26 protein-coding genes and 1 other RNA gene are annotated in these 25,752 nt (G+C 62.4%); 14 read left to right on the forward strand and 13 right to left on the reverse strand.

Annotated elements, in window-relative coordinates; translation table 11 throughout:
- Both FN369_RS04000 and FN369_RS04005 read left to right on the forward strand, forming a co-directional pair.
- On the forward strand, positions 1–772 hold a 772-nt coding region (locus FN369_RS04000), incomplete at its 5' end, for an arsenite methyltransferase (protein ID WP_142524916.1).
- A gap of 179 nt (positions 773–951) precedes the next feature.
- Positions 952–1,908, forward strand: coding sequence for a hypothetical protein (locus FN369_RS04005; protein WP_246189535.1), 957 nt, complete (start codon positions 952–954; stop codon positions 1,906–1,908).
- A 27-nt stretch (positions 1,909–1,935) separates the two neighbouring features.
- On the opposite strand, the gene FN369_RS04010 is transcribed toward FN369_RS04005, so the two are convergent.
- The 9 genes from FN369_RS04010 to atpD form a co-directional block, all read right to left on the reverse strand.
- The gene (locus tag FN369_RS04010; RefSeq protein ID WP_142524917.1) at positions 1,936–2,985 is read right to left on the reverse strand and encodes a transposase; all 1,050 of its coding nucleotides are present in this window, start codon (positions 2,983–2,985) and stop codon (positions 1,936–1,938) included.
- Between the two features lie 32 nt (positions 2,986–3,017).
- Positions 3,018–3,893, reverse strand: a complete 876-nt coding sequence (locus FN369_RS04015; RefSeq protein WP_142524918.1) for a F0F1 ATP synthase subunit gamma — start codon at positions 3,891–3,893, stop codon at positions 3,018–3,020.
- On the reverse strand, positions 3,890–5,416 hold the full coding sequence (locus FN369_RS04020; protein WP_142524919.1) for a F0F1 ATP synthase subunit alpha: 1,527 nt from the start codon (positions 5,414–5,416) through the stop codon (positions 3,890–3,892). Before FN369_RS04020 ends, FN369_RS04015 begins: the two co-directional genes overlap by 4 nt.
- A gap of 3 nt (positions 5,417–5,419) precedes the next feature.
- Positions 5,420–6,166, reverse strand: a complete 747-nt coding sequence (locus tag FN369_RS04025) for a F0F1 ATP synthase subunit delta (RefSeq protein ID WP_142524920.1) — start codon at positions 6,164–6,166, stop codon at positions 5,420–5,422.
- Between the two features lie 32 nt (positions 6,167–6,198).
- Positions 6,199–6,468 carry an ATP synthase F0 subunit C gene (atpE, locus tag FN369_RS04030; RefSeq protein WP_142524921.1) on the reverse strand — a complete coding sequence of 90 codons (270 nt, stop codon included), beginning with the start codon at positions 6,466–6,468 and terminating at the stop codon, positions 6,199–6,201.
- Positions 6,465–7,166: a F0F1 ATP synthase subunit A gene (locus tag FN369_RS04035; protein ID WP_142524922.1), complete on the reverse strand. Its 702-nt coding sequence runs from the start codon at positions 7,164–7,166 to the stop codon at positions 6,465–6,467. The genes atpE and FN369_RS04035 overlap by 4 nt, the downstream gene beginning before the upstream one ends.
- On the reverse strand, positions 7,163–7,426 hold the full coding sequence (locus FN369_RS04040; protein ID WP_142524923.1) for an AtpZ/AtpI family protein: 264 nt from the start codon (positions 7,424–7,426) through the stop codon (positions 7,163–7,165). Before FN369_RS04040 ends, FN369_RS04035 begins: the two co-directional genes overlap by 4 nt.
- Positions 7,427–7,511: 85 nt before the next feature.
- On the reverse strand, positions 7,512–7,928 hold the full coding sequence (locus FN369_RS04045; protein ID WP_142524924.1) for a F0F1 ATP synthase subunit delta/epsilon: 417 nt from the start codon (positions 7,926–7,928) through the stop codon (positions 7,512–7,514).
- A complete protein-coding gene (atpD, locus tag FN369_RS04050) occupies positions 7,925–9,340 on the reverse strand; it encodes a F0F1 ATP synthase subunit beta (RefSeq protein WP_142524925.1) in 1,416 nt (471 codons plus the stop codon). Before atpD ends, FN369_RS04045 begins: the two co-directional genes overlap by 4 nt.
- A 115-nt stretch (positions 9,341–9,455) precedes the next feature.
- Here atpD and FN369_RS04055 point away from each other — a divergent pair, with 115 nt between their 5' ends.
- The 3 genes from FN369_RS04055 to tatC all read left to right on the forward strand — a co-directional run bounded on the left by FN369_RS04055 (position 9,456) and on the right by tatC (position 12,442).
- Positions 9,456–10,787: a nicotinate phosphoribosyltransferase gene (locus tag FN369_RS04055; RefSeq protein ID WP_142524926.1), complete on the forward strand. Its 1,332-nt coding sequence runs from the start codon at positions 9,456–9,458 to the stop codon at positions 10,785–10,787.
- A gap of 100 nt (positions 10,788–10,887) precedes the next feature.
- Positions 10,888–11,631 carry an epoxyqueuosine reductase QueH gene (locus tag FN369_RS04060; protein WP_142524927.1) on the forward strand — a complete coding sequence of 248 codons (744 nt, stop codon included), beginning with the start codon at positions 10,888–10,890 and terminating at the stop codon, positions 11,629–11,631.
- A 16-nt stretch (positions 11,632–11,647) separates the two neighbouring features.
- Complete coding sequence (tatC, locus tag FN369_RS04065) at positions 11,648–12,442, forward strand: twin-arginine translocase subunit TatC (protein WP_142524928.1); 795 nt, start codon at positions 11,648–11,650, stop codon at positions 12,440–12,442.
- Here the strand turns inward: tatC and FN369_RS04070 are convergent.
- The gene (locus FN369_RS04070) at positions 12,439–13,182 is read right to left on the reverse strand and encodes an aminotransferase class IV (protein WP_142524929.1); all 744 of its coding nucleotides are present in this window, start codon (positions 13,180–13,182) and stop codon (positions 12,439–12,441) included. The two genes, tatC and FN369_RS04070, sit on opposite strands and share 4 nt — an antisense overlap.
- A complete protein-coding gene (locus FN369_RS04075; protein ID WP_142524930.1) occupies positions 13,179–15,347 on the reverse strand; it encodes a protein-disulfide reductase DsbD family protein in 2,169 nt (722 codons plus the stop codon). Before FN369_RS04075 ends, FN369_RS04070 begins: the two co-directional genes overlap by 4 nt.
- A 72-nt stretch (positions 15,348–15,419) precedes the next feature.
- Here FN369_RS04075 and FN369_RS04080 point away from each other — a divergent pair, with 72 nt between their 5' ends.
- From FN369_RS04080 to FN369_RS11545, 3 genes are all read left to right on the forward strand, one after another.
- Positions 15,420–16,898: an excinuclease ABC subunit UvrC gene (locus tag FN369_RS04080; RefSeq protein ID WP_142524931.1), complete on the forward strand. Its 1,479-nt coding sequence runs from the start codon at positions 15,420–15,422 to the stop codon at positions 16,896–16,898.
- Positions 16,899–17,043: 145 nt separating this feature from the next.
- Positions 17,044–17,538 (forward strand): septal ring lytic transglycosylase RlpA family protein, encoded by a 495-nt coding sequence (locus FN369_RS04085; protein WP_142524932.1) that lies wholly within the window; start codon positions 17,044–17,046, stop codon positions 17,536–17,538.
- 267 nt (positions 17,539–17,805) lie between these two features.
- Positions 17,806–19,995 (forward strand): serine hydroxymethyltransferase, encoded by a 2,190-nt coding sequence (locus tag FN369_RS11545; protein WP_142524933.1) that lies wholly within the window; start codon positions 17,806–17,808, stop codon positions 19,993–19,995.
- Positions 19,996–20,186: 191 nt separating this feature from the next.
- Here the strand turns inward: FN369_RS11545 and FN369_RS04095 are convergent, their stop codons facing one another.
- The gene (locus FN369_RS04095; RefSeq protein WP_142524934.1) at positions 20,187–20,570 is read right to left on the reverse strand and encodes a hypothetical protein; all 384 of its coding nucleotides are present in this window, start codon (positions 20,568–20,570) and stop codon (positions 20,187–20,189) included.
- Between the two features lie 28 nt (positions 20,571–20,598).
- Here FN369_RS04095 and ffs point away from each other — a divergent pair.
- The 4 genes from ffs to recR all read left to right on the forward strand — a co-directional run bounded on the left by ffs (position 20,599) and on the right by recR (position 23,350).
- An RNA gene (ffs, locus tag FN369_RS04100) (signal recognition particle sRNA small type) lies at positions 20,599–20,693 on the forward strand.
- 22 nt (positions 20,694–20,715) lie between these two features.
- Entirely contained in the window at positions 20,716–22,422 is a 1,707-nt protein-coding gene (dnaX, locus tag FN369_RS04105) for a DNA polymerase III subunit gamma/tau (RefSeq protein ID WP_142524935.1), read from the forward strand.
- The gene (locus FN369_RS04110; RefSeq protein WP_142524936.1) at positions 22,419–22,727 is read left to right on the forward strand and encodes a YbaB/EbfC family nucleoid-associated protein; all 309 of its coding nucleotides are present in this window, start codon (positions 22,419–22,421) and stop codon (positions 22,725–22,727) included. The genes dnaX and FN369_RS04110 overlap by 4 nt, the downstream gene beginning before the upstream one ends.
- A 23-nt stretch (positions 22,728–22,750) precedes the next feature.
- Positions 22,751–23,350 (forward strand): recombination mediator RecR, encoded by a 600-nt coding sequence (gene recR / locus FN369_RS04115; protein ID WP_142524937.1) that lies wholly within the window; start codon positions 22,751–22,753, stop codon positions 23,348–23,350.
- A gap of 159 nt (positions 23,351–23,509) precedes the next feature.
- On the opposite strand, the gene FN369_RS04120 is transcribed toward recR, so the two are convergent.
- Entirely contained in the window at positions 23,510–24,010 is a 501-nt protein-coding gene (locus FN369_RS04120; RefSeq protein WP_142524938.1) for a universal stress protein, read from the reverse strand.
- Between the two features lie 83 nt (positions 24,011–24,093).
- Between FN369_RS04120 and FN369_RS04125 the strand changes: the two genes are divergently transcribed.
- A complete protein-coding gene (locus tag FN369_RS04125) occupies positions 24,094–24,663 on the forward strand; it encodes a thioredoxin family protein (RefSeq protein WP_142524939.1) in 570 nt (189 codons plus the stop codon).
- Positions 24,664–24,765: 102 nt separating this feature from the next.
- Positions 24,766–25,752, forward strand: a 987-nt coding sequence (locus FN369_RS04130; protein WP_512698702.1) for a ferredoxin-like domain-containing protein, incomplete at its 3' end; no start/stop codon positions are given.

Below are 25,752 nucleotides of genomic sequence, written 5' to 3' on the forward strand. Positions count from 1 at the left end.
CCGCCGTGTCCGTCGCGGCGGGCAAGCTGTCTGCTGCGGCTCGCAAGAGTCGCCTTCCTGTACGATCCCTTCGAAACTCTACCAAGCGGGGGAAATCGAAGGCTTGCCGGGAGCGGCGCTTGCCGCTTCCCTCGGCTGCGGCAACCCATTCGCCCTGGCCCAACTCCAACCAGGCGAAACCGTGCTCGATCTGGGCTCGGGCGGCGGAATCGATGTTCTCCTCTCGGCTCGCCGGGTTGGACCGCTAGGCAAAGCCTACGGCCTGGATATGACCGACGAGATGGTCGCGCTCGCTCGGGAGAATCAGCAGAAGGCGAGCATCGCCAACGCCGAGTTTCTCAAAGGCCGAATCGAAAACATTCCGCTTCCGGACAATTCGATCGACGTGATCCTCTCCAACTGCGTCATCAATCTTTCCGGCGACAAGGATCAGGTGTTCGCAGAAACCTTCCGGGTCCTCAAGCCCGGTGGAAGGATCGCATTTTCGGACATCGTCTTGCGAGGCGAGCTTCCTTCGTCCCTTCGCAAAATCACGGACCTCTGGATGGGCTGCGTCGCAGGCGCCCTGGAGGAGTCGGAGTACCGCGCGAAGCTGACCGTTGCCGGGTTCGTCGCAATCGGCATCGAGCCGACGCGGATCTATACCGCCTCGGAGGCGGCCGAGTTCCTACGCACCCTCCGGACTGCCCGACTCGATCCGGAAAGCTTGGCACCGCTTTTGGAGGGGAAGTTCCTGAGCGCCTTTATCCGCGCACACAAGCCGGCTCGCTGAAGCTGGTGCAAATGGGCTATTCTTCCCCGCCGAGACCGTTAAGATTGCGCCTATAGATCGTCCCTCTCGAAGTCGGAGCTGCCTCGCTCTTGTTCTTTCCCGCAGGCGGCAATCCGGGTCCACGGTTCGTCGTCGGCCGGGACGGGAAGCGGAATCACTTCGGGGGACGCGAAGCGACCATGAGAGGGGAACGAGAAGGGGGAACTCCGCGGCAACGCCCCTTCGGAAGCAAGCTCCCGCTCCGTTGGATCCTCTTCCTACCGCTTTTGATGCATTCCTGCGTCCTCACCGCCGATCCGATCTTCTACCCCGGCGAGGAGATTGCGGCGCAAGATCTGGTGGAGACCATGAATGCTCAGGAGAGCGGAAAGGACTGGCTCGGGAAATGGCGCAGGATGACGATCGAAACCCGGGAAAGGCAGACGCATTATCTGACGCCGCTGGTCACGGAAACCCCGCGCTTGGAGCAGCGCATCCGATACGACGTATATGACGAAACACTCCCCAACGGGAAGAAAGAGTGGAACTTCGGGAACCAGAAAGGAGTAAACGTGATCGTGGCCCCAACCTTTGAAGTGGCCGCCGCGTTGCCCAACTACCTCTACTATCCGGGAGAAGGCCAAAAAGACGGATTCGGAGGCCAGGTCTTCATGGTGAAAAACCGGATCATGGCTTCCCCCGAAACCCAGAAGAACTACGTCTTCTCGGTGATGCTCATCGCCCTCACCCCGACCGGCACCTCCCTCGGACTCAATAATCACTGGGTTTGGACTCCTTTCGTCACCTTCGGGAAGGGATGGGGCCATTTTGACTTCATGGTCAACTTGGGAACTTCCTGGGCCGACGCCGATAACAAACAGTTGGGGAGCCCCATCATCTGGAATGTCGCCCTCCAATATCGCTTCGGGGTCATCTGCCCCACCATCGAGCTCAACTCCCACCCATCGCTGAGCAACTTTTATTTTTTTGGGGAACCGGGTCTCTTCGTCACGCCGGAGGTCCTGATCGGCCGCTTCCACTTCCGCGACTACTACAGCCTCTACTTCGGCTTCGGCTACCAGATGGCGTTGGATGCAGCGACGGTCCAGGCACTCTATTCCAACGCGCTCATCATGAAGTTCCATCTTCTCTTTTGACCCGGAACCGCCAATAGGGGTCAGGCATCATCCATTGACAGAGACCGAAGCGAGCCAGCCCAGGAGCGATTCGGGGAGAGTCGCGGTTTGCCGGTCGGAGCTTCGACGCAATTGCTGGCTCACGTTCGAGGCACTTCCCATGCCGAGTCGCTCCGCAAGCCAAGTTTGTGGCACCGCGGTCTGCTCCCAAATCACCCGGGCAATCGCTACCTTGCGCCCGTCCGATCCCGGGAGAGCGCGAATGCCATCCGAATCGAGGCCCGCCGCCTCAAGCCCCTGCTGCAGGAGCTTTTCCGCTCGCGCCAAATCGTGCGCTCTGCCTTCCCCTTTTCCGCGAGAACTTCGGCTAGGGGCTCCCATCCGGGTGGTATCTGCCAGCTTCCGCATCCGCTCCGCAAACTCTTGGCTTCCCCAATACCATCCCTTTTGAAGGTGGCTGCACCGCGCATCCATTCCCTCCGGTACGGGTACCGTGCCACACCTTGCGGGCTCCTCTTCTGACGCACGCCGATCCAGTCGCTCGATCCACTTCCGTCTTCCATCCTCGCTGTCGGGAAACCCGAAAGCGAGGAGCACCGATTCTGTCGCCAGCCATTGCGGCCTCTGCCCTGGCGGCAAAGCATGTCCGCCTGCGGCGCTGCTCCACGGATAGTCCAGTACACCCTGCCCGCATCGAGGACGAATCAATCCCGCTCGCACCGGATTAAGGTGAATGTAATCCAAGAGCGTCTGGTAGTAATAGCCATTCCCGCCTTCGATCAGCACCGCCTTGTATCGGTCTCCAAACAGTCGTCCCCACAACCGATGTCGCGTGTTGAACCGCCGGGTATAGGCGTTCTGCAACCAGCCCATTCCCGCGCTTAAGTTGGCTTCCGGGGTTTCGAGACAGATGTGGTAATGATTCGACATCAGCACCCACGCATGAATTCTCCACGCTGTCATCCCGCAAGCTTCGCTTACGGCCTTGAGAAAGAAGCGTCGGTCATCGTCGTCATGGAAAATATCCTCACGCCGATTCCCTCGCGCCATCACATGATAGAAAGCTCCCGGAAACTCGATGCGAATCCTTCGGGCCATGGTGCCGTTCCTCCGCCACCGTTCTCCTTCTGTCAATGGTTGCTGCCTGACCCCATTTTTTTCTGGCGCTCCAGGGCCTCGGCGGAAAGCAGGATCACCTCGATCTCCTCGGTGATCTCCTCCTGCCGCAATCGGTTGGCTAGCCCCGTCAGCTCGGCGACTCTCTTGTCCAATCGGTCGAGGGCGGTCTGCATATGCTCCATCCGCTTCCGGTTCTCGGCGGCAAGCGAGGAGTAGAGGGCCTCGTGCAACCCTGCAAGCAGGTAGGTTTCCGAGAGATCCTCTGAAAACTGTCTCGCAGGGATTTGCAAGAGCGGGGGAGAGGCCACGATCCTCCGCGGCAGTTGATCCGCACGGATCGGGACCGGCAAAAGCCTCCGCTCCTCGATCCGGTCCTGATCGGGCTCATGGAAAAGCACAGTGAGCCCGGTCGATCCCGTTCGCACCAGATCCCGGACCGTTCCCATGAGCCGTGGAAGGAAGTCGGCCACCTCCTCCCACACGCTCGGTCCCGAGAGAACCCGGGAAGTCTTGGGGAAGCCCGTCGTTCGGCTTTCCAATCGCCCTCCTACCACGACGAGCTCGTATGCGGTCTTTTCCGGAATGCTTTGGACCCTCTCCAACCAAAACCGCGCAAGCGAAGAGTTGAAATCCGCGCAAAATCCCCGCTCCGAGCCCAAAAGAAGGAAAATGGGATGCTCATCCCGGGTTGGTGGAAGCAACTCGGGATGGGCCCCGAAAAAACTCTTCGCCATCTCTTCTAGAGCAAGGATCAAATCGCGCTGCACGCCCGAGAATTTCGCGAGCTTCCGCACCTCGACCAGAGCCATGTTCTTCATGGCCTTCATGATCTCGCCGATCTCCTGCAAGGAATGGCGATAGTGGAGAATTTCGCGGCGTCGGCTCATGCGGCGACGGAAACGGCTTGTTGTCCTTGAGCCTGCGGTGCCGTAGCCGCAGCCAACGGCATCAACACCTCTTTCACCAGAGCCAGCCAGCGGTCCCGCGGCTCCTCCAAAGTAAGGCCCGAGCGGTCGATGCGGTCGAAGAGAGATTGTTGGGCGGCGCGCACTCGATCCACCGGAATGGGATCGAAGAGATTTTCGTTGAAAGCCACGAGCCAGCCAAGCTCCTGCTCCGGGCTGACCGGAGCGAGCTTGTCTTGCTTCAGCAGCTCCCGCAGCAATCTCCCTCGTTGGATCTTTCGTTCCAACGACGCCTCAAGCTTCGTCCCGAAACGGGTGAAGACCTCGAGCTCGAGAAATTGCAGGAAATCGAGCTTCATTCGTCCGGCCTCCCTCCGGAGCGCCGGATGTTGCGCCGCTCCCCCGATCCGGGAGACCGAGCGGGTGACGTCGATGGCGTAGAGCGTCCCGGCGGCGAAGAGACTTTGTTCGAAGAAGACCTGCCCGTCGGTGATAGAAATCAAGTTCGTCGGGATGTAGGAGGCAAGCTCTCCCTGCTGAGTTTCCACAATCGGGATCGCCGTCAGGCTCCCTCCCCCGTTGGCTGCAGAGAGCCGGGTCGAACGCTCCAAGAGCCTGCTGTGCAGATAGAAGATATCCCCGGGATAGGCCTCCCGCCCCGGCGGTCGGCGCAGCAGGAGCGAAAGCTCCCGGTAGGTTTGTGCATGCTGCGAGAGGTCATCGTAGATCACCAGAGTCTGCCTTCCCGAACGCATCCACTCCTCCGCCAAGGCGCATCCGGCAAAGGGAGCCAAATACTGGAGCCCGGGGAGCGCGGTCGCCTCCGCCACCACGATCGCCGTATAATCCAAGGCACCCCGCTCCCGAAGCGTTTCCACGACCTGCACGATGCTCGACCGCTTCTGCCCAATGAGCACGTAGACGCAAAGGACGTCCCTCCCCTTCTGGTTTACCACCATATCGAGGCAAAAGGTCGTCTTTCCCAGTCCGTTGTCCCCGATCACCAGCTCGCGCTGGCCCTTGCCGATCGGGATCATCGCATCGACGATCTTGTTTCCCGTATAGAGCGGCTGGTCGACATACTCCCGATCGATGATTGCAGGCGCCGGAGCCTCCAAAAGCCCTAGGCGATCCGTTGCGGGCGCGGGTTTTCCGTCTAGAGGATTCCCCACGGGATCGACCACCCTCCCGAGCAACGCATCCCCTACGGGGATGCTCAGCCGCTTCCCGGTTCTGTGAGCCAGCGTCCCCGCCGTGAGACCTTGAGTCTGCAACAGCAGCATGACCCCCACCGATTCGCGGCTGAGGCTGTAGACCAGCGCCTGGCTCCCGTCCTCCAGCTCGAGCAGATCGTCGATCGCAGCCGAGGAGAGCCCGTCGATCCAGGCGATTCCATCTCCAACCGAAGTAATTCGGCCGAATTCGGCCACCTCCGGGGAAAAGCGATACTGCTCGACCCAGTTCGCCTTCTGCTCCAGCGGGGAAAGTTCTTTCTTTTCCGGCATGATTCAGCCCTCTCCTTTCGAAGCGAAAAACAAGAGCTCGTCCTTCACGTTTGCCCGAGCCATCCACCCGCCGACGACCGCGCGGACGCCCGCTCCCAGCGAGGAATCGACGAGAAATTGACAAGGAAGCTCCCTCCCGCACACCTCCTGCAAGGCCTTCGCCAATCGGTCGCGACGCCCTTGCTCCAACGGGAAGGCCGTCCGAATCTCGATCTGCTCCACTCCCTCCCGGGCGATTGCGCCGCGGATCTCCTCGCGCTTTTCCGGAGGGAGCCGCTCGATTTCCTCCACCGTCCGGTCGACCAACTTCCCCTCGAGATCGGGGGTCACCAAGTCGTGAAGGAAGCGGCTGACGAACCGGGTGCCGATCCGCAGCGCCCGCGTCTCCGCCGCCTGCTCCAGAGCAGCGAGCCTATGGGCTTCCACCGCGCGCGCCCGCTCCCGTTCTTCCTGAATGAGCCGGTCGTTTTCCCTCTGCAGCCGACTCCGTTCCGCCTGCAGCTCCTCGAGGAGCTTAGCCCGAGCCTTCTCCTTTTCCGCCTCCCAAATGGCCATCCGGTTCTCGTAGGCCTTCCGGAGCTCTTCTCCCTCCTTCTTTACCCGCTCCGCCTCTTCCCACGCCCTGGCCGTCGCCGCCCTTCGCTCCGCCACCATCCGCAAAACGGGCCGAAAAAGAAGCCGGTGCAGGAGCCAGACCAGGACCAGGAAGTTGATGACCTGGAGGGAAAAGGTCGTCCAATCCAAGCTCACGGCGATCGCCTCTCGTTCGATTCCATGCCGGCCTACTTGTGGAGCAGATAGTCGAGCATCGGGCTGCGGAAGAGAACGATGAGGACAACGACCAGCACATAGATCGCCAGCGACTCGATCATCGCCAGCCCGATCAAGAGCCAGCGCATGATGGACTTCTCGGCCTCCGGCTGGCGGGCCAACGCCTCGAGCGCTTTGGCCACGGCCATTCCCATGGCGATCGCAGGCCCCAAGACCCCGAGGCCCATCGCCAAGACCGAGAAAGCGGTCACGATCGTAGTGAAGAAGCTCAATTCATTCATCTTCTCGTTCCTCCCGTTTGTTGTTCCCTGTCTGCCAGCGCCTGCATGCCGCCGGCGATATAGACTAAAGCCAGCATTCCGAAAATGTAGGCCTGCAAGAGAGCCTCGATGAGATGGAGAAAGAGAAAGGCCACGGGCACGAGAAAGCCCGCCAGCAGCAGCAGAATGCCGATCGCGACCTCCATTCCCGTCATGTTGCCGAAGAGACGGACGGCGAGGGTCAAGGTTCGGGTCAGCTCGCTCATCACGTGGAAGGGGAACATCCAGAACATCGGGGTAAAGTATTCCCGCAGATAGGCGACCCATCCTTCCGCCCGCACGCCGTAATAGGGCACGGCGAAAAAAACGATCGCGGCCAATGCCCCGGTCACCGAGAGATCTCCGGTCGGGGAATGGAGGCCGGGAATCAATCCGACCAAGTTGGCAAAGAGGATATAAATCCAAAGGGTTCCCACCAACGGGAGAACGCGCTCCGGCGCTTTCGGAATCGAATCCCGGACGGTCGAGTCAATCGACTGCACCGCGAGTTCCAGCACGACTTGCCAGCCGGCGGGGTCTCGGAGGCGGAGCCGACTCCTCGCCCAGGCCGCCGCCCCGGCCAGCGCAATCGTCAAGCCCGTCGCGGTGGCGGCCGATTCGCTCACGGCGAACGAGCCGATCCGAAGAATGGGCTGCGCGAGGAGTCCCGAGGCGCTCATAAATTTCGGCGAATGTGGTTGTAGACGCTCACGGCGCCCAGGATCACCCCGAGGAGGATCCCGGTGATCGTCCAATGGATGGCATAACCGGCGAGATGCTGATCGAGCCACCGTCCGGCGAAGGCTCCGATCACGACCGGCGTGATGAAGAGAAGGCCGATGGTTCCGAGCGAGAGCCACGAAGAAAGGACATCCTGCTTTTCCTTTTCCGCCCGCTTCATCTTCTCCACATCCTTACCGACTTGCTTGGCCAAACGCATTCCGTCTTCTTCCGGCGCGGATCTCCCTTTTTCCCGGCCCGCTTCGTTCTCTTCGTGATCCTCCACGAGCTCGACTCCCCCCTGTTTAGAGAACCCGCCTTGGCGCGGTCCGGCCCAGCTCCCAGAGCCGGCGGAGCATCTCCCGCTCGAGATTCCTCGCGATCGTGTGCATCTCGCGAAGATCCGCCTCTTCCCGCTTGATCTCCCCTTCCAGAGCCTGCGCAATCCGGTCCCGATCCCGATCGAGAAAGAAGTGCTGGGTGCAGATTGTCGCCGTGTTCTCGCGGAAGGAAAGAAGGCCGCTGGCCAACGCCAGATAGTTTATCCCGTCGTCCCCCGCAATGCGGAAACGGGCCAGCCCGAAGCGCAGGGAGGTGAGAAAGCGCTCATGTCCGGCCAGAATCCCAAAGCTTCCGGATGCATCCGCTCCGACGAAGGAAACGACGTCGTCTCGACGAATGACATGGGTGGGATCTCGTACGATCAAGGAAAAGACCCTCACGAACTCTTCTTTTCCTCCTTCATGGAGCCGCGCATGTAGCACTGTTCCTCGGTCAAACCGTCGAAATCTCCCCGGAGGAATGCCTCGCAATCGTCGAGCACCTCCTCGAGCGGCACCGACTGACCGGCAATCCCCGTATGGGTCGCCGTCGTAAAGAACGGCTGCGTCAGGTAACGCTGGAGTTTCCTGGCCCGTAAGACGATCTTCCGATCCTCCTCGGAGAGCTCCTCCATGCCCAGGAGGTTGATGATGTCTTCGAGCTCCTTGTAACGCGCAAGCACCTTGCGGACTTCGACGGCGACCCGGTAGTGGCGCTCGCCCAGGAAGGTGCGATCCATCATTCGACTCGTGGAAAGCAGGGGGTCGACCGCCGGATAGAAGCCCTTGGCGGCTTGCGTCCGGGAGAGGATGACGACCGTGTCGAGATGGCTCAGGATGGCCATGACGGCCGGATCGGTCATGTCGTCGGCCGGAACATAGACCGCCTGGACTGCGGTGATATTGCCCCGCTGCGTGGAGACGATCCGGTCCTCGAGCTCCGCGACCTCGGTTAAAAGCGTCGGCTGGTAGCCTACCATCGCCGGCATCCGGCCCAAAAGCCCGGAGACCTCGCTTCCCGCTTGGACGAAGCGGAAGAGGTTGTCCATGAGGAAAAGGACCTCTTTCTGCAGCGTATCCCGCAGATACTCGGCATAGGAAAGCGCGGTCAGCCCGACCCGATAGCGCACCCCTGGCGATTCGTTCATCTGGCCGAAGACCATGAGCGTCTGCTCCATGACTCCGGCTTCTTGCATCGAATGCCACAGCTCGTGTCCCTCCCGAATCCGCTCTCCGACTCCGGCAAAGACCGAAACGCCGTGGTAGATCGCCGCGATCGCATGCATGAACTCCATCATGAGAACGGTCTTCCCTACCCCGGCTCCGCCGAAGAGGCCCGTCTTGCCTCCCTTCACGAAGGGACAGAGAAGATCGATCACCTTGAGGCCCGTCCGGAGAATCTCCTTCGCGCCGATCATTTCCGAAAGCGGAGGCGGCTCCTGGACGACGTTCCTGTATTCGCTGGTCACAATCGGAGCCTTCCCGTCAAGCGGTTCTCCGAACACGTTCACCAAGCGGCCGAGACACTCCCGAGAGGTTGGAACGCGAAGGAAGCCCCCTCCGTCGTAGACGGGCATTCCCCGCCGCAGACCCGCGGTCGAATGGAGGGTAATCGAGCGGACATGATGTTCGTCGAGGTGCTGGTGCACCTCGAAGGTATAGGTCTCGTGATCGAGATGGCTCCGCAGGCACCAGTGGATCGGCGGGAGTCGCTCGCATTCGATGTCGACCACCGGTCCATGGACTTCCAGGATATGCCCTGCGACCGTTTGCGGAGGAGGGGAAGACGGTGCTGCGCTCGGGTTAGGCGGCATCTCGCTCCGGAGCCTATCACCGCCTCGAAGACGGGCGCAAGCCCGTGAAAACTTGCCCCTGGGCCGTATCCTCTGCTTGCCCTTCCCCGCCTGAGCCCTAATCTTCTCCAACCCCATGAATCTCGAATCGACGATTCTCCTCACCGACCTCTACGAGCTCACGATGCTCCAGGGATACTTCCATGCCGGGATGAACGAAACGGCGGTTTTCGAGTTTTTCGTTCGGAAGCTGCCCAAGAATCGAAACTTTCTCCTCGTCGCAGGCGTCGAGCAGGCTCTCGCCTTTCTCGAATCCGCCCACTTCGAGCCCGAGGAAATCGACTGGCTCGCCACTCAAGGTTTTCGTCGGGAGTCTCTCGAGAAGCTTCGGGATTTTCGCTTCCAGGGGGATGTCCACGCCATGCCCGAGGGAACGCTCTGTTTTCCGGAGGAGCCCATCCTCCGCATCACCGCGCCCATCCCCCAAGCCCAGCTCTTCGAGAGCCGGATCATGAACCTGCTCCACTTCCAGACGATGATCGCTTCCAAGGCCGCGCGGTCGGTTTTGGTCGCGCCCGGCAAGGAGCTAGTCGATTTCGGTCTCCGCCGGGCACATGGTGCCGAGGCGGGGCTCTACGCAGCCCGCGCCGCTTTCTTGGCCGGCTTCTCGGCGACCGCCACGGTTCTCGCGGGCAAGCTTTTCGAGATTCCACTCTCCGGAACGATGGCCCACTCCTTCATTCAGGCGCATGACTCCGAAGAGGAGGCCTTTCTCCGCTTTGCCGAAGCCAATCCCGATCGCGCCGTCTTCCTCGTCGACACCTACGACACCGAAGAGGCCGTCCGGAAGCTCGTCGCCTTGACTCCCCGGCTGGAGGAGAGAGGGATTCGGCCGCTGGCGGTCCGACTCGACAGCGGCGATCTCGGCGCCCATGCGCGCCGTGTCCGCCGGATCCTCGACGACGCCGGCTTGCGGCGGGTCGGCATCTTCGCCAGCGGCAACCTCACCGAAGAGCGGCTCCAGGAGCTCGTCGGAACCGGGGCTCCGATCGACGGTTTCGGAATCGGCACTTCCCTCGACACCTCCTCCGATGCGCCCTATCTCGACTGCGTCTACAAGCTCGAAGAGTATGCGGGAAGGCCGCGCCGAAAGCGCTCCGAAGGAAAAGCCACCTGGCCCGGGCGCAAGCAGGTCTTTCGGCGTTACGACGCGGACGGGAGAATCGTCTCCGATCTGGTGGCCCTGGAAGGAGAGGACCATCCGGGAGAGCCCCTCCTGGTCCCCGTCCTGCGGGACGGGAAGCGGCTTTCCCCTCCCGAGCCGCTGCGCGTCGCCCGGGATCGGGCCGCACGGGGGCTTGCCTCCCTTCCCAGCGATCTACGCGGCCTCTCCCCGGCCGCAGCCCCCTATCCGGTGCGCTTCTCGACCAAGCTCGAAGCCCTCCGTTCCGCCCTCGATCGCTCCTGAGCGGGACGCACGGCCGAAGCGATGGCTTTTCGAACGGCGGGGGGTTGGAACGGAAACTTCCCCTTGCCAAGCCTACGGGTTCAGGGCTTGGCTTTGGGTGATGCGTCGCCGCCCGCCTGCTTCGCAACCGGAGCTGCCCGAAGGAGAGAGGAAGGTTCTTCTCCACTCCTGCTGCGCTCCCTGCTCGGGTGCGGTCATGGAGAGGATTCTGGCTGCGGGCGCGAATCTGACCGTCTTCTTCTATAACCCCAACATCCATCCACGCCGGGAGTATGAGCTGCGCAAGCAAGAGAACATCGCGTTCGCCGAAAAGCTCTCGGTGCCCTTCATCGACGCCGATTACGACACCGATAACTGGTTTTCTCGGGTGCGCGGGCTCGAATGGGAGCCCGAGCGCGGTGTCCGCTGCAGCGTCTGCTTCGACCTCCGCTTCGAACGGACGGCCCTCTATGCGGTCGAGTACGGTTTCCGGGTCTTTACGAGCAGCCTCGGCATCTCCCGGTGGAAAGATTTCGAGCAGGTGACGGGCGCGGGAGTCCGCGCGGCCTCCCGCTACCCCGGGCTGCTCTACTGGACCTACAACTGGAGAAAGCTGGGGGGCTCGGAGAGAATGATCGCGATCTCCCGGGAGGAAGGTTTCTATCAGCAGGAGTATTGCGGCTGCCTCTATTCGCTCCGAGATGCCAACCGCTGGCGCACTTCCCGCGGCCGTCCCAAGATCGAGCTCGGAAAAAAATTCTATGGGAACGCGGCTTCGGAAACGAGCCCCTCCTCCCCTCTCCCCGAACCGGAGCCCGCCCCACATCGGGGCCCGTCTCCGACACCTCGGGCACGAACTTTGTAAAAAAGGCGGGCCAGCAATGCCTCCCTCCTCCGACGAAAAGCCCTTCCTCGACCATCTAGAAGATCTGCGCTGGATGCTCTTCAAGGCGTCGGGGGCCCTCGTATTGGCCGCCATCGTCGGCTTCGTCGAGACCAAGCCGATCCTCGAGCTCCTCCTGGCACCCCTCCGGAAAGCGGGGGAAGATCCGACGAAGATCCTGCGGGTCCTGGGAGTCGTCGACCCCTTCTCCGTCCAGATCCAGATCAGCCTTTTGACCGGGATCGTGCTCTCCCTCCCGGCGGTTCTCTATTTCGTCGGCGAGTTTCTTTTGCCCGCGCTGACCCCTGGGGAAAAACGGGCGGTCCTTCCCGTCTTTTCCGTCGGGGCCCTTCTCTTTCTTCTGGGCGGCTTCTTTTCCTACGCGGTGCTCTTGCCCCAAACCCTCCGCTTCTTCGTCCAGTACAGCCGCAGCCTCGGCGTGGAAAACCAATGGACCCTGCCCAACTACGTCGACTTCGTCATCCAGATGGTGGTCGGCTTCGGCCTCGCCTTCGAGCTCCCTTTGGTCGTCGTCCTCCTCACCTACTTCGGAATCCTGCGCGCGGAACTCCTGGGCCGCTATCGCCGGCACGCGATCGTCGCGATCATCGTCGCCGCCGCCTGCATCACGCCGACCTCCGATCCCTTTACCCTCTTCCTCCTGGCGGCTCCCATGTACCTCCTCTACGAACTCTCCGTCTGGATCGCGATCGGGATTGAGCGAAAGAAAAGCCCGCGGCTTTCTCCGCCCGCCCTCGAGCCCGGATTCAAAGAGGATAAGCCTGCGGTTTAACCGTTCTCTGCACTTCCGCTCGCTCTGCCCAACGACTCCGCGAGCTCCTTGCGCAGCCGGAGGGCGACGGGGCCGACCGGGAGAGCTCGGCCCAGCAAGCGATTGACGGGCATCACCCCAATCCAGCTATTGGTCAGGAAGATCTCGTCCGCATCCTCGAGATCGGAGAGGGGATACCGGCCTTCGACGACTTCGGCCCGGCTGAGGATCCAGCCCCGAATGACGCCAGCCCGGCAGCCCGCCTCCGTGGAGGGCGTATAGATCGATTTCCCTCGGACCCAGAAGAGATTGCTGCACGCCCCGGAGGCGAGCTCGCCCCTTTCGTTGCAGAGAAGCGCCTCGTCGGCGGCCACCGCCCTCCGCGCTTGCCAACGCGTCAAATAGCTGAGCGTTTTGAAGCGCGCGTCCCAGTTGTGGGAGCCGACGCGCTGCGGAGCCAACTCGAGCGAATAGGCGATCCGTTCCGGGGGCTTCTCCTTGACAAAGCTCTCCCACTGCTTCTCCAAGGTGGCCACCCAGCGCCAGCGGCCGGTTTCTCCGGGAGGCAAATGGGACGCCCGAGGCCGAAAATCGATTTTCCGGACGATTCCCAAGGCATCCGCCGCCTCTCCGAGTGCCCGCCAGTGCTCTTCTACGAATTGCGCCCGCCCCTTTTCGACTCGAAGGGTCTCGAAGACGCCGAAGCCGGGCAAAAACGCCGATCCACCCTTCGGCCCATCCTGGGATTCCCTGCTTTTCACGGAGCTGCCCGCGGCGAAGCCGAGAGGGCGGGCTCCCGTGCGGCCGGACTCGGCAGCCGATCGAGCTCGTCCAGGAGAAGGCTCGGGGTCAGCAGTTCAGGCAAGAGCTTCGGTTGTGCCTGCGGATCCGGTCCATAGAGTACGTAAGCCGGAACCCCGCTTCGGCCTAGGGCCGTCAACGCTTGGGTGATTGCCGGGTCGCGGTTCGTCCAATCGGCCACCATCCAAACCACCCCCCGATCGGCAAACCGCTTGCGGACCTCCGGATTGTCGAGGGCCACCCGCTCGTTGACCTTGCAGGTCAAACACCAGGCCGCTGTGAAATCGAGAAAGACCGGAACCCCCTTGGCCCTCAGCTCGTTCAACCGCTCGGCCGAATAGGGAATCCAAGGGACCTCCCGTCGCTGGCCGGCTGCATCCCGCACGAGGTATCCGACGGCTACCGCTACGGTGAGGACACTGAGCAGTCCCGCGACAAGCCGGACCGGCAGAATCCGGGTTGGGTTCGCATAGCGTCCGAAAAGCCAAGCTCCGAAGCCCACCGCGACAAGCACCAAGAGCAGCGAGCCGACCCCGTCGATCCCGCGCAGCTTGCCGTAGACCCAGAGAAGCCAGACCACGGCCCCCATCATGGGAAAGCCCAAAAGTTGCTTAAAATCCTCCATCCACCGCCCCGGCCGGGGCAGCAGCCGGAGCAGGGCGGGGAAGGTGCAGAGCAGAAAGACTGGTGCGGCGACCCCGAGCCCCAAGGAGGCGAAGACTAACAGGGAGATCCACATGGGCTGAGTGAGGGCAAAGCCGAGAGCCATCCCCATGAACGGGGCGGTGCAGGGGCTCGCCACCACGGTGGCCAAGACCCCACTGCCGAAGCTCCCCCAAAGACCTCGCGCCCGGTCTGCGACCTCCCCCATGCTTCCGAAGGAGGCTCCAAACTCGAAAACCCCGAAGAGACTCAGCGCGACCAGGAAGAAGAGGACGACGAGCGACCCCACGAAGGGTGCCGACTGGAGTTGAAAGCCCCAGCCCAGCTCCGCTCCGCGCGCCCGCAGCGCGAGAAGAAGCGCGGCCAGAGCCAAAAAGGACGAGACCACTCCGAGCAGAAACGCAAGCCCGTGCTGAAAAGAACTCCCCCCCTCCTCTTGACCCCGTTCGACCAGATGGAGAACCTTCAGGGAAAGAACCGGGAAGACGCACGGCATCAAATTTAAGATGAGGCCGCCCAGAAAGGCGAAGCCGAGAACCAGCCAGAGCTCCTTGGAGGCGGGAAGGGATCGGAGGGTGATCGGCACCGGCACCTGCTCTGCCTCCAGCGCCCAGGCGATCTTCCGAGTCCCCTTCCATTCGGTCGACTGGGCGAGGAGCACCCCATCGAGCTTCCTCGGAAGCGGCTTGGGCTTCGGTGGCCGCGGAATCTCCAGGACGATCCCGAACTGCCGCAGCCGGAAGGTCTGCGGCGCGCTGTCTACGATTAAACCCTCTTGGGCGGGCAGGAAGCGGGGCGCCTCCAGAACGGCCGCCTTCTTTTCCGAACTTTTCAGCTCCAGATGGAGCTTGTCGCGCTCGATCCACGCGGTCGCCTGCACCGTCTTCGGCGGGGGCTGGGGAAGAGCCGCCCGCGCCTGCTGAAAGCCGGCCCGCAGCGCGGGGTCGATCTTCCCGGGCGTCGCCGTCACGGGAAGGATGAGCAAGAGATTCTCGCTCGCCGGAATGCAGGTCTGCGCGCATTCCACCCAGCTCACCTTCGCCGAGAGAGCCACGGTTTGGCCGACCGGAAGCGATGCGGGGGGAGTGACGGATGCCAGGAGCCACGCTTCCCCTTCGTAGCCGTAGCTCGTCAAGGGCGGAACCGAAATCACCTCCGGAACGGGCCACTGGATCGGCCCCGCTTGAAAGCCTGCGGGAAGCTCCCAATCGATCCGCGTCGGGGAACCGGCGTTTCCAGGATTTCGCCAGTAGGTGTGCCAGCCTTTCTCCATGCGCAGGCGGACCGCCACCCAAACAGGAACGCCCGGGGAAAGCGCGTTGGTTTCCGAAAGCAGGGTTGCTTCGACATGCTTGCTGCGCGCCGGTAGAGATTCGGCCGCTTGCGAAGGAGAAAGAACGGCCGCGCCCAAAAGAAAGAGTCCCGCAACCACCGACGTGAGGAACCAACCGCCTCTCTTCATGGATCCAAGTCAAGATACCATAGGCGGAGGCCCGAAAACATGCCATCCTATTAGTCGATATCGTCGATTCCCATGAGCGTCGGTCGGCCTGAGCTCGAGAAAGCGGTGCGCGACTTTCCCCAGGCTCCGGGGGTCTACCTTTTTCGCGATCGCCTCGACCGCGTCATCTACGTCGGCAAGGCACGCAACCTCCACAAGCGTGTTGCCCAATATTTCCATCCATCCCGGGGCATGGCGGCCAATCGAAAAATTCGCGCGATGGTCGATGTGGCCCGGCGCATCGAATACCACACCGTCCGCTCGGAAGCTGAGGCGATCCTGCTCGAAGGCAAGCTTATCAAGGAGTATCGCCCCCGCTACAACGTGAGCTTTCGGGATGACAAGCGCTTCCTCCTCGTAAAGACGAACCTCCGGGAACCCTTCCCCCGCTTCCAAATCACCCGCTTGCGCAAGGACGACGGCTGCCGCTACTTCGGACCCTTCGCCTCCTCCGGCGCCCTGCGGACTACGATCAACTGGATGAAGAAGGTCTTCGGTTTGCGCTCCTGCTCCCCCGTGGTTCCCGGGGAGCGGGACTACAAGCATTGTCTCGATCGCACCATCAAGAACTGCTCCGCCCCCTGCTTGGGAACGGTATCGCAAGAGGACTACCGGCGTCGGGTGGAGGCCGCCTGCGACTTCCTCGAAGGAAAATCCCGGGAGATGGCCGAAGAGATCCGCAAGAAAATGGAAGAGGCGGCGGCCCGCTGGGATTTCGAGCGGGCGGCCGAATTGCGGAATCTCTGGGAAGACCTTCGGCAGACGACCAAGCCCGTCAAGCGCTTTCTCCGCTCCTACGAGCCGGCGATCGTCCCCGGCGAGGAGTTGCGCGAGCTCGCCGCGGCGCTGGGGCTCCCCGGCCCGCCGCGGATCCTGGAGTGCTTCGACATCTCGAATATTTCGACCCTCCACAAGGTTGCATCGATGGTCGTCTTCGAGCAGGGCAAACCGGCCCGCGCCAGCTATCGCCGCTACCGGATCCGCACCGTAGCGGGCCAAGACGACTTCGCCAGCATCGCCGAAGCGGTACGTCGGCGCTATCGCCGCGTCTTGGACGAAGGAATCCGCCGGCCCGACCTGATCGTCGTCGACGGCGGAGCCGGCCAGCTCTCCGCGGCCCGCCGGGAGCTCTTCGCCCTCGGCCTCGGGGCGATCCCGGTCATCGGCCTCGCCAAGGAAAACGAGGAGATCTACCGGCCGGAAGATCCGATCCCACTGCGGCTTCCGAAGGAGTCGGGCTCCATCCGGCTCCTCCAACGGCTGCGCGACGAAGCCCACCGCTTCGCCAATGCCTATCACCAGCTTCTTCTCCGACAACGGGTCCGTGAGAGCCTCCTCGACGACTGCCCTGGAGTCAGTCGCGGTCGCAAGCGGCTCCTTCTCCAGGCATTCGGCTCGGTCGACCGCCTGCGGAAGGCCTCGGTCGAAGAGATTGCCGAGGTGAAAGGAATCGGCCGGAAGCTCGCCGAGTCGGTGAGCCGCTACCTCGGCGGCGACCGCGCCGCCGGTTGAGGGTCTCCGTACAAAAAAAGCGCCGTTCGCCGAAGGGACCGGCGCCGCCAGCAGGGAGAATTGCAAAGCTTTCTATTCGTTTAGCTTAATACTTTGTTATTGACTTCATGAAACTCCTACATTTAGGCTGTCGAACATACAAATTATGTTCGCTAAACTTACAGAACGGGCGGTCGGCTTCCGTTCGGCCATCGGCTGTTACCGCATCTTCTCCCTTGCGCTTCTTTTCGGATCGCTCGGCTCGATCGCGGAGGCGAAGGCTCGCCAAGAGCCTGCGACTACCCCCTTTCGCGCGAGGGGAACGGCGTCTTGGTATGACGAATCGCGCTTCACGTCCACCGGAGAACGCTATCGGCCTTCCGAGATGACCGCGGCTCATCCGAGTCTCCCCTTCGGCACGCTGGTATCGGTCTGCAATCTCCGGAACGGGAAGAGCGTCATCGTCCGTATCAACGATCGGGGTCCCTACAAAGGGGGCAGGATCATCGATCTTTCCCGCATCGCGGCGATCCGCCTCGGCTTCTTCTCTGACGGGTTGGCTCCCGTTGAGCTCCGGGTCGTCCCGGCTTCCCGGAAGCTCTTTGCTTCCTCCCGTACTCCCCCGAAGGCCGACGAGAGGCGGGGACCGGTCCCTTTCTGAGCCCGTCGCGGCTCTCAGCTCCGAAGGAGCCCAAACCGGCCGAGTCGGTTGTCGCTCGTTGCCTTTGCCTTCTTTCTCTTCCGGACCGCCCGATCCGCGCCGCCCCGGCGAGTTCCCCGCCGACTCCCGCGGAGGCGAAAAAATCCTTTTCCCTCGCAAAATTGGTTGAGTATGCTTAACCACTCATCGAATTGATCCAGCCATTCATCCATCGCTCCCCGAGCGGTCGGTGCAATCCGACCTAGGGATGTCCTCGTCGTCTAACCCATGAAGAACGTTCTTTTTGTTTGCACGGGCAATGTCTGTCGGAGCCCCATGGCGCAAGGCTTGTTCCAGGATCTAGTCCAGGGCCGGCATGACATTCGAGTCGACTCCGCCGGCATCGGGGCCGTCAGCGGAATCATGCCCAGCGAGCAGGCGATCGACGTCATGCAGGAGATCGGGATCGACATCTCCTCTATCCGGAGCAAGCCGCTCTCGGCTGACCTTGTGCGACGAGCCGATTTCATCTTCTGCATGAGCTATGCGCACCTCGACTCCATTCTCTTGCTCTATCCCTCGGCCTCCGAAAAAACTTATCTGCTCCTAGAGTTCGACTCCGAACTCCCTCTCTCCTCCCGCGAGATCCCCGATCCGATCGGCAGCCCCATAGAAATCTATCGCGTCTGCCGGGATCAGATGCGGCAGGCCATGCCCAAGATCCTCTCCTTCGTGCTCGAATCGGAGCGAGCGACCCAGCCGGAGGAGGGGGAGGGCCTGCGGATCGCTCTCGGCTCCGACCACTTCGGCCTCCCGCTGAAGCAAGCGGCCCGCGATTGGCTCAAAGGGAGCCAGCTTGCTTTCGAAGACTATGGGACCATGAACGAGCTCCCCGTCGACTACCCCGACTACGCCGAACGGGTCGGTCGTGCGATTCTCCAAGGGAAGTCCGCCTTGGGCCTCCTCTTTTGTCAGGACGGGATGGGCATGGAGATCGCCGCCAACCGGATCCCCGGAATTCGCGCGGTGCGCGTCGCCACCCCCGACGAGGCGGCTGCGGCTCGCGCCCGTTATTCGGCGAACATTCTCTGCTTGGGGTCCGGGATCGTCCATGCCACCGAGCTCCCGGCCATCCTTCACGCCTGGCTCGTCTCCCAACCGGGCTCCTTGGGGCACGACCGCCCGCTACGGAAGCTCGACCTGCTGGGAAAAATCTCGTCCCGTTCGTCTGCGTCCCAGCGGGCTTCCGCCCTCCCGACCGCCGACCCGGACATCGGCTCTCTGATCGAACGGGAAAGCCGAAGGCAGAGCGAAAATCTCGAATTGATCGCATCGGAGAACTTCGCGAGCCGCGCGGTGATGGAGGCCCAAGGAAGCTGCCTCACCAACAAGTACGCGGAGGGCTATCCCGGAAGAAGATGGTACGGCGGCTGCGAAAACATGGACGAGATCGAGCGGCTGGCGATCGATCGTGCAAAACAGCTCTTCGGCGCCGAGCATGTCAACGTCCAACCCCACTCGGGCAGTCAGGCGAACATGGCCGTCTACTTCGCCTGCCTGCAGCCTGGGGACAAGCTGGTGAGCATGGATTTGGCCCACGGGGGACACCTCACCCATGGCTTCAAGATGAATTTCTCGGGCCGCTTCTTTCAAGTAGCCCACTACGGCGTCCGTCCGGAGGACGAGCGGATCGATTACGACGGGCTCGCCAAAACGGTGGAGGCCCACCGTCCCCGGATGATCGTCGCGGGTGCCTCCTCCTATCCCGCCATCATCGACTTCGCGACGCTGCGGCAGATCGCGGACACGGTAGGAGCGTTTCTCTTCGTCGACATGGCCCACGTCGCGGGACTGGTGGCCGCGGGCCTGCATCCCTCTCCGGTGCCCTATGCCGACTTCGTGACGACGACCACGCACAAGACGCTCCGCGGACCGCGAGGCGGCATGATCCTTTGCCGCGCGGCCTACGCAAAGGAGATCGATGCGCAAATCTTCCCAGGGATTCAGGGTGGGCCCCTCATGCACGTGATCGCCGCCAAGGCGGTCTGTCTCAAGGAAGCCCTCCAGCCCGAGTTTCAACACTACCAGAGCCAGGTGATCCGCAATGCCCGCGCTCTGGCCGAAGGCTTGAAGCGTCACGGCTACCGTCTAGTCACGGGAACGACCGAAAACCATCTGCTCTTAGTCGACCTCCGCCCTCGGGGGATCTCCGGAAAGGAGGCCCAAGAGCTTCTTGACCGTGTGGGGATCACGGTCAACAAGAACGCGATCCCGTTCGATACCCTCCCTCCCTACCAAGCCGGCGGAATTCGCCTCGGGACTCCGGCGGTCACCACCCGCGGGATGCGCGAAAACGAGATGTTCGACATCGCGGAATGGATCCACCGAACCATCACCCATCGAAACGATTCCGCCGTGCTCGAGAAAATCCGGGAAGAGGTCTTGTCTTCCACCCTCGAATTTCCTCTGCCGGGTTAGCCGATCGAAACTTTTTGCTCCGGTCGATTGACAAGAGAAACGAGGGAAGGCTTAATCGGGAAACCAGTTCACAAAATCCTTATGGACTCCGCCAGAAAACCCCTGCTCTCGCGTCTCTTGTTCCTCTCCCTCGGGCTTTTGACATCCGCGGTCATCGCCGGCTGCAACCTCTCTTCCAAAAAGGAAGCGGGTCAGCCCCAGCCCCAGACCGAAACGAAAAAGGAATCGCCCGAAGGCCCGGATGCGGAGGCCGCACTGGAAGAAGGCGCTCCCCCCACTCCGGAGCCTCCCCCCTCCGGCACTTCCTCTCCTTCCTCCTCCTCTTCCTCTTCCGCCACGACCCCGCCCGCGGAGGGGAGCCAACCCGGCCCGAGTGCTTCTTCGTCCTCCGTCCAGCCTCCGGCAGGAGAGAGCGCACCGCCTTCGGCTGGCGAGCCGGCTCCCTCGAGCGAGAACCCCGGCCCCGGGACGACTCCCCCGAACCCAGCTCCGAGTAACCCATAAGAGCCTTCCCGCGGAAGGAAGCAACCGATTCCTTCGCTTCGTTGCCGAAGGCGACGAGAAGTAGGTTGCATCCGTTCTCCGACGGAATAAGATCAAATGCGCCAGGGGCGGCGGAGCTGCCGGCAGGGTAACCCCGCCAGGTCCGAAAGGAAGCACCGGTAACTTGACCGCTGTTGTCGCTGCTCCTGGTGCTCCTCCTATCGGAGCCTCAAGCCCATGGCTTACGAAGTCTTTGCCAGAAAGTACCGTCCGCGCACCTTTTCGCAGATCGTCGGCCAGCCGCATATCGTCCGAACGCTGGCGGGCGCGATCCGACAAGGACGGGTGGCACAAGCCTATCTCTTCGCCGGGCCGCGCGGCACCGGAAAGACCTCCACCGCCCGCATCCTGGCGAAGGCACTCGAGTGCTCCGGTGGTCCGACCGTCGATTTCGATCCTTCCGATCCAATCTGCGCGGAGATCGACGCGGGCCGCTGCCTTGACGTTCTGGAGATCGACGGAGCTTCCAACAACGGCGTGGATCAAGTGCGCGAGCTGCGCGAAAGCGCCCGCTTCGCTCCGGTGCAGTGTCGATTCAAAATCTATGTGATCGACGAAGTCCACATGCTCACGCAGGCCGCATTCAACGCCCTCCTCAAGACCCTGGAGGAGCCTCCGGCCCACGTGAAGTTCCTCTTCGCCACGACGGAGCCGCAAAAAGTGCCGGCCACCGTCCTTTCCCGATGCCAGCGGTTCGACTTTCGTCGGATTTCCGAGAGGGAAATTGCCGGCCATCTCGCTTCGCTCTGTGCAGCCGAGGGGCTGAGCGCGGATCCCAAGGCACTCGCCCTGCTGGCTCGAAATGCGGAGGGATCCCTCCGCGATGCGGAAGGCGCCCTCGACCAACTCGTCGGCTTCTACGGAGGCGAAATTTCGGAGAAGGTCGTTCTCGAGATGTTTGGCATGGCCGGAACGGCCCCGATCGCCGCCCTCGCCCGGCAGATCGCCGAAGGAGCGGCCGCCGATGCCCTTTGCCTCTTGCGCGAGCTGCTCGAATCCGGGAAGGAAGCCATGGTTCTTTCGCGGGAGCTCCTCCACCTCTTCCGCAATGTCGCCGTCTCCCAGGCCGCGCCCGCCCTCATCCGAGAAGAACTTCCGGAATCGGAACTGGCCGAGGTGGAAGCGCTCGCCAGATCCCTTTCGCCGGAAACGACTCTTTCCCTCCTGGAAGAGCTGACCCAGTGGGAGGGGCGATTGCGCGTCGCAGCCAATCGCAACCTCCTTTTCGAAGTCGGCATCCTCGAGCTGACCCACCACAAGGAGAAGGTCTCCCTCGAGCGTCTTCTCCGAGAGCTCTCCGCCTCCTCTCCGCAGCCAGCACCTCCCTCCTCCGCATCCCCCCCCTCTTACCAGAAGGAGCCGAGCGCCTCTTTCGGGGAAGCAGCAAATCCGCCCGTTCCTCCGATCACCACGGTTCCGCAGGAACCGCGACCCGCTCTCGTTCCTCCCGAGCCTGCCGCAATGAGCCCGGAAGAAGCTTGGCGGCTCGCGCTCGACCGCTTCGCGGAGCAGCGACCCTTGGAAGCCGACTCGATCCGGAAGAGCCGCTTCCTCCAAAGGCGGGGAGACCTCATGGAGGTCGCCCTCCCCAAGGATTTCCGGCAGAAGGCGGCCTACTTCACCGACCCTCGAAACCGGCCGATCTTGGAAGACTCGCTCCGAGAGTCCCTCGGGGAACCGGTGCGGGTCTCCTTTCTTCTCATCGATCCGCCGACGGAGCCGGAACGGAAGCAACGCCCCGAAAGCGCGGCAAAGAAAGCCCCCTCCCCCCAGGAGCAGATAACCGAAGAAGAGTTTCGGAACGACCCGCTCATCCAGGAGGCGCTGCGGGTCTTTGAAGCCCGCATCCTCTCGACAACCCCCCCGCAAGACCATCGCCAATGAATCTAAACAAAATGCTCAAGCAGGCCCGCCAGCTCCAGGAGCAGGCTCAAAAATTACAGGAAGATCTCGCCTCCCGGCGCTTCGAAGTCGAAGGGGCCGGAGGGAAGCTCCGGGCGGTGGCGAGCGGAGGGGGGCAGCTCCTCGATCTTTGGATCGCACCCGAGCTGGTCGCGCAAGGGGATGCCCAGATGCTCTCCGAGCTGATCCTCGCCACCGTTCGAGAGGCTCTCGATCGAGCTCGTCAAGCGAGTGAGGCAGAGATGAAAAAACTGGGATCGGGTTTCGGTTTGCCGGGCATGCCCTAGCGGCAAGAACACGGAGTCCTTTCATGGCGGATTATCCCCCGACCGTCCGCGAACTGCTTGCAGCGTTGCGCGAGCTTCCATCGATCGGCCCCCGCTCCGCGGAACGCCTCGTGCTCTTCCTGCTGGCGGAGACCGGTGGAACCAAGGAACGGCTCGCTCGAACCTTGCAAGCCGTCGGCTCTCGGGTTCGCGCCTGCTCGCGTTGCGGATTTTACGCCGAGGAGGAGCATTGCGAGCTCTGCCGAGACTCCACCCGCGATCCTCTCCTCTGGTGCATCGTCGCTTCTCCCGGCGACGTCCTTCGCATCGAGCGGGCTGCGGCGTTCCGCGGCCGCTACCATGTCCTCGGCCGAAGGCTTTCCCCCCTCGAAGGAATCGGACCGGAGCAGCTTCCGACCGGGCCGCTTCTCGCCCGTATCGAGCGGGAGCATCCCCGGGAGATCATCCTCGCCCTCGGCACCGATGCCGAAGGGGAAGCCACCGCTCTCTACTTGGGGCAGCTACTCAAAAAAACCGGAGCGCGAATTTCGAGCTTGGCGACGGGCCTGCCGGCCGGAGGCGGACTCGAATTTGCCGACAGCGTCACCCTGAGCTATGCGCTCGCAGGCCGGCGCGAGCTCTAGTCCGCATATCGAACATTTTTCCCTGCGGCTTGGAAGCGGGGCCGCCCCCTTCGCCGCAGTCGAGCTTTCGACGGCTCGGCCGGAAGCCGGGCGCTCTCCTCGCATCCAGGCCTTTGTTCCGCTTCGGCTACGGGCTTCGTCAAGACGATCCTCTCGCCATCAGTCCGCGGAGGCCGACTTCGATCTGCTCTCCGGTTCCGCAGAGGCGCGACCACTCTCGCCGTGAGTCTTCGGCAGCCGAGCGATCAGCACCGCACAAGCCGCCTCTTCGCTCACCCGGGCGGCGACGCTGCCCAAAGCCCTTCCCCAAGGTCCGACATAGGCGCTGTGGCCCAGGACGATCAAGTCGAACCCCTTCTCCTCGGCGAATCGGACGATCTCGAACGCGGGACTCCCCGTCTTTCGGGCGACGGCCGCCGGATGACCCCACCGCCGGCAGGCAGCCTTCACATCCTTGTCGATTTCGGCGAGGAAAGCCTCTTCCCTCTGTTGCTGCATCTCGATCTCCCGTCCGATATCGAAGAAAAAATAGGGTACCGGGGGAACGACCCAGAGAACCACGCAATCGCTCCCGAGCGTCTTGGCAAGAGCAAGCCCCTCGTCGAGGGCGGCCCGCCCCCCCTCGGAGCGGTCATAGGCCACCAGGATCCTTTTGTACATCCGATTCCTCCCCCAGAATCGTATCGCCACCAGCTTCCAAAAAAAAGGATTGTCCGCCGGGAAACGCTTTTTACACTTTTTTCATGGCCGCTACATCCTTGATGACCCCGCTGGGCACCCGCGCTCCCTCTTTTTCTTTGCCCGATCCCTCGGGGAAGCTGGTCTCCCTCTCCGATTTCGCCGGCGCCCCCGCGCTCCTGGTGATGTTTCTCTGCAACCATTGCCCCTATGTGAAGCATCTCCAGCACCATCTCGCGAAGCTGGTCGCCGAGTACCAGCGCCGAGGGCTTGCGGCGGTGGCCATCAACGCCAACGACCCCGTTCGGTATCCGGACGATTCTCCCGAGCGGATGGCCGAGGTAGCCAAGGAGGTGGGCTACACATTTCCTTACCTTTTTGACGAGACGCAGGCGGTCGCCAAGGCCTACCGGGCGGCCTGCACCCCCGATTTCTTCCTCTTCGACCGGGATCAGCGCCTCTTCTACCGAGGCCAGTACGACGCGAGCCGACCGGGGAACTCAATACCGGTCACGGGCGGGGACCTCCGAGCGGCGATCGAGGCCGTTCTCGCCGGGAAATCGGCTCCCGCCGTGCAACGCCCCAGCGTTGGCTGCAGCATCAAGTGGAAGATCGGGAACGAGCCGGATTATTAGTTCGCCGATTTCTCCAACCGACTCAACCACCCAAAAGAGAAACCGTCGTCGCGAGTCGTTTTTTGTTTGCAAAATATACTATCTCTATGGACTAATAGCAATATGTCCTCCGTTAGCCCGGTCGAAAAGATCAAGGAAAGTAGCCGACGACTTCGCGGTACCCTCGCCGAAGCCCTCCGAGACGCAAGCTCCGCCCGGTTTTCCGATACCGATGCGCAAATCCTGAAATTCCACGGAAGCTATCAACAGGATGACCGCGATCGTCGAGGAGAGCTTCGAAAAGCCGGCCTCGACAAAGACTGGATCTTCATGATCCGGACCAAGACCCCCGGAGGTCGGCTCAGCGCCGCCCAATACCTCACTCTCGATCGTCTTGCGGAAACGGTGGGCAACGGCACCCTACGCATCACCACACGGCAAGGAATCCAACTCCACGGCATCCGCAAAATCGACCTTCGCCGGGCCGTCGCGGAAATCCTCTCCTCGGGGATCTTGACTTGGGGGGCCTGCGGTGACGTCGTACGCAACACGGTGGCGACTCCGGTTCCGGTCGCCGATCCGGTCTACCGCGAGCTCCAAGAGCTCGCCGCCGATCTCAGCCAACTCTTTCTCTCCCGCAGCCGCGCCTATAGCGAGATCTGGATCGACGGCGAACCGCTCCCCATCGAGGAAACGAGTCAGGCCGAGGAAGAGCCAATCTACGGGGCGACCTATCTTCCTCGGAAGTTCAAGATCGGCATCGCCCTTCCCCCGAGAAACGATATCGATGTCTTCTCGAACGATCTGGGACTCGTGGCTCATGCAAACCGGCGGGAAGTCGAGGGCTATACCCTTCTCGTCGGAGGAAGCCACGGGATGACCCACGGCCTGCGCCAGACGCAGCCGCATCTGGCCCAACCCCTCTTTTACGTCCCGAAGGAGCGCGTCCGGGAGGCGGCGGTCGCGATCGTCACGACCCAACGGGATTACGGCAATCGCGAAGATCGGAAACGGTCGCGTCTCAAGTACCTTCTCCTCGATCGGGGAATCGATTGGCTCCGCGGAGAAGTCGCTTCCCGCCTCACCTTCTCTCCGGAGCCCCCCCGCCCC

It is taken from the genome of Methylacidimicrobium cyclopophantes (assembly GCF_902143385.2).
Lineage (GTDB): Bacteria > Verrucomicrobiota > Verrucomicrobiia > Methylacidiphilales > Methylacidiphilaceae > Methylacidimicrobium > Methylacidimicrobium cyclopophantes.

Excerpts from the sequence above, each read along its gene's own strand:
- FN369_RS04005 (WP_246189535.1), top strand. The coding sequence starts at position 952 with ATGAGAGGGGAACGAGAAGGGGGAACTCCGCGGCAACGCCCCTTCGGA.
- FN369_RS04010 (WP_142524917.1), bottom strand. The coding sequence starts at position 2,985 with ATGGCCCGAAGGATTCGCATCGAGTTTCCGGGAGCTTTCTATCATGTG.
- FN369_RS04015 (WP_142524918.1), bottom strand. The coding sequence starts at position 3,893 with ATGAGCCGACGCCGCGAAATTCTCCACTATCGCCATTCCTTGCAGGAG.
- FN369_RS04020 (WP_142524919.1), bottom strand. The coding sequence starts at position 5,416 with ATGCCGGAAAAGAAAGAACTTTCCCCGCTGGAGCAGAAGGCGAACTGG.
- atpE (WP_142524921.1), bottom strand. The coding sequence starts at position 6,468 with ATGAATGAATTGAGCTTCTTCACTACGATCGTGACCGCTTTCTCGGTC.
- FN369_RS04035 (WP_142524922.1), bottom strand. The coding sequence starts at position 7,166 with ATGAGCGCCTCGGGACTCCTCGCGCAGCCCATTCTTCGGATCGGCTCG.
- FN369_RS04040 (WP_142524923.1), bottom strand. The coding sequence starts at position 7,426 with ATGCGTTTGGCCAAGCAAGTCGGTAAGGATGTGGAGAAGATGAAGCGG.
- atpD (WP_142524925.1), bottom strand. The coding sequence starts at position 9,340 with ATGCCGCCTAACCCGAGCGCAGCACCGTCTTCCCCTCCTCCGCAAACG.
- FN369_RS04055 (WP_142524926.1), top strand. The coding sequence starts at position 9,456 with ATGAATCTCGAATCGACGATTCTCCTCACCGACCTCTACGAGCTCACG.
- FN369_RS04060 (WP_142524927.1), top strand. The coding sequence starts at position 10,888 with ATGCGTCGCCGCCCGCCTGCTTCGCAACCGGAGCTGCCCGAAGGAGAG.
- tatC (WP_142524928.1), top strand. The coding sequence starts at position 11,648 with ATGCCTCCCTCCTCCGACGAAAAGCCCTTCCTCGACCATCTAGAAGAT.
- FN369_RS04075 (WP_142524930.1), bottom strand. The coding sequence starts at position 15,347 with ATGAAGAGAGGCGGTTGGTTCCTCACGTCGGTGGTTGCGGGACTCTTT.
- FN369_RS04080 (WP_142524931.1), top strand. The coding sequence starts at position 15,420 with ATGAGCGTCGGTCGGCCTGAGCTCGAGAAAGCGGTGCGCGACTTTCCC.
- FN369_RS04085 (WP_142524932.1), top strand. The coding sequence starts at position 17,044 with ATGTTCGCTAAACTTACAGAACGGGCGGTCGGCTTCCGTTCGGCCATC.
- FN369_RS11545 (WP_142524933.1), top strand. The coding sequence starts at position 17,806 with ATGAAGAACGTTCTTTTTGTTTGCACGGGCAATGTCTGTCGGAGCCCC.
- FN369_RS04095 (WP_142524934.1), bottom strand. The coding sequence starts at position 20,570 with ATGCAACCTACTTCTCGTCGCCTTCGGCAACGAAGCGAAGGAATCGGT.
- dnaX (WP_142524935.1), top strand. The coding sequence starts at position 20,716 with ATGGCTTACGAAGTCTTTGCCAGAAAGTACCGTCCGCGCACCTTTTCG.
- FN369_RS04110 (WP_142524936.1), top strand. The coding sequence starts at position 22,419 with ATGAATCTAAACAAAATGCTCAAGCAGGCCCGCCAGCTCCAGGAGCAG.
- recR (WP_142524937.1), top strand. The coding sequence starts at position 22,751 with ATGGCGGATTATCCCCCGACCGTCCGCGAACTGCTTGCAGCGTTGCGC.
- FN369_RS04120 (WP_142524938.1), bottom strand. The coding sequence starts at position 24,010 with ATGTACAAAAGGATCCTGGTGGCCTATGACCGCTCCGAGGGGGGGCGG.
- FN369_RS04125 (WP_142524939.1), top strand. The coding sequence starts at position 24,094 with ATGGCCGCTACATCCTTGATGACCCCGCTGGGCACCCGCGCTCCCTCT.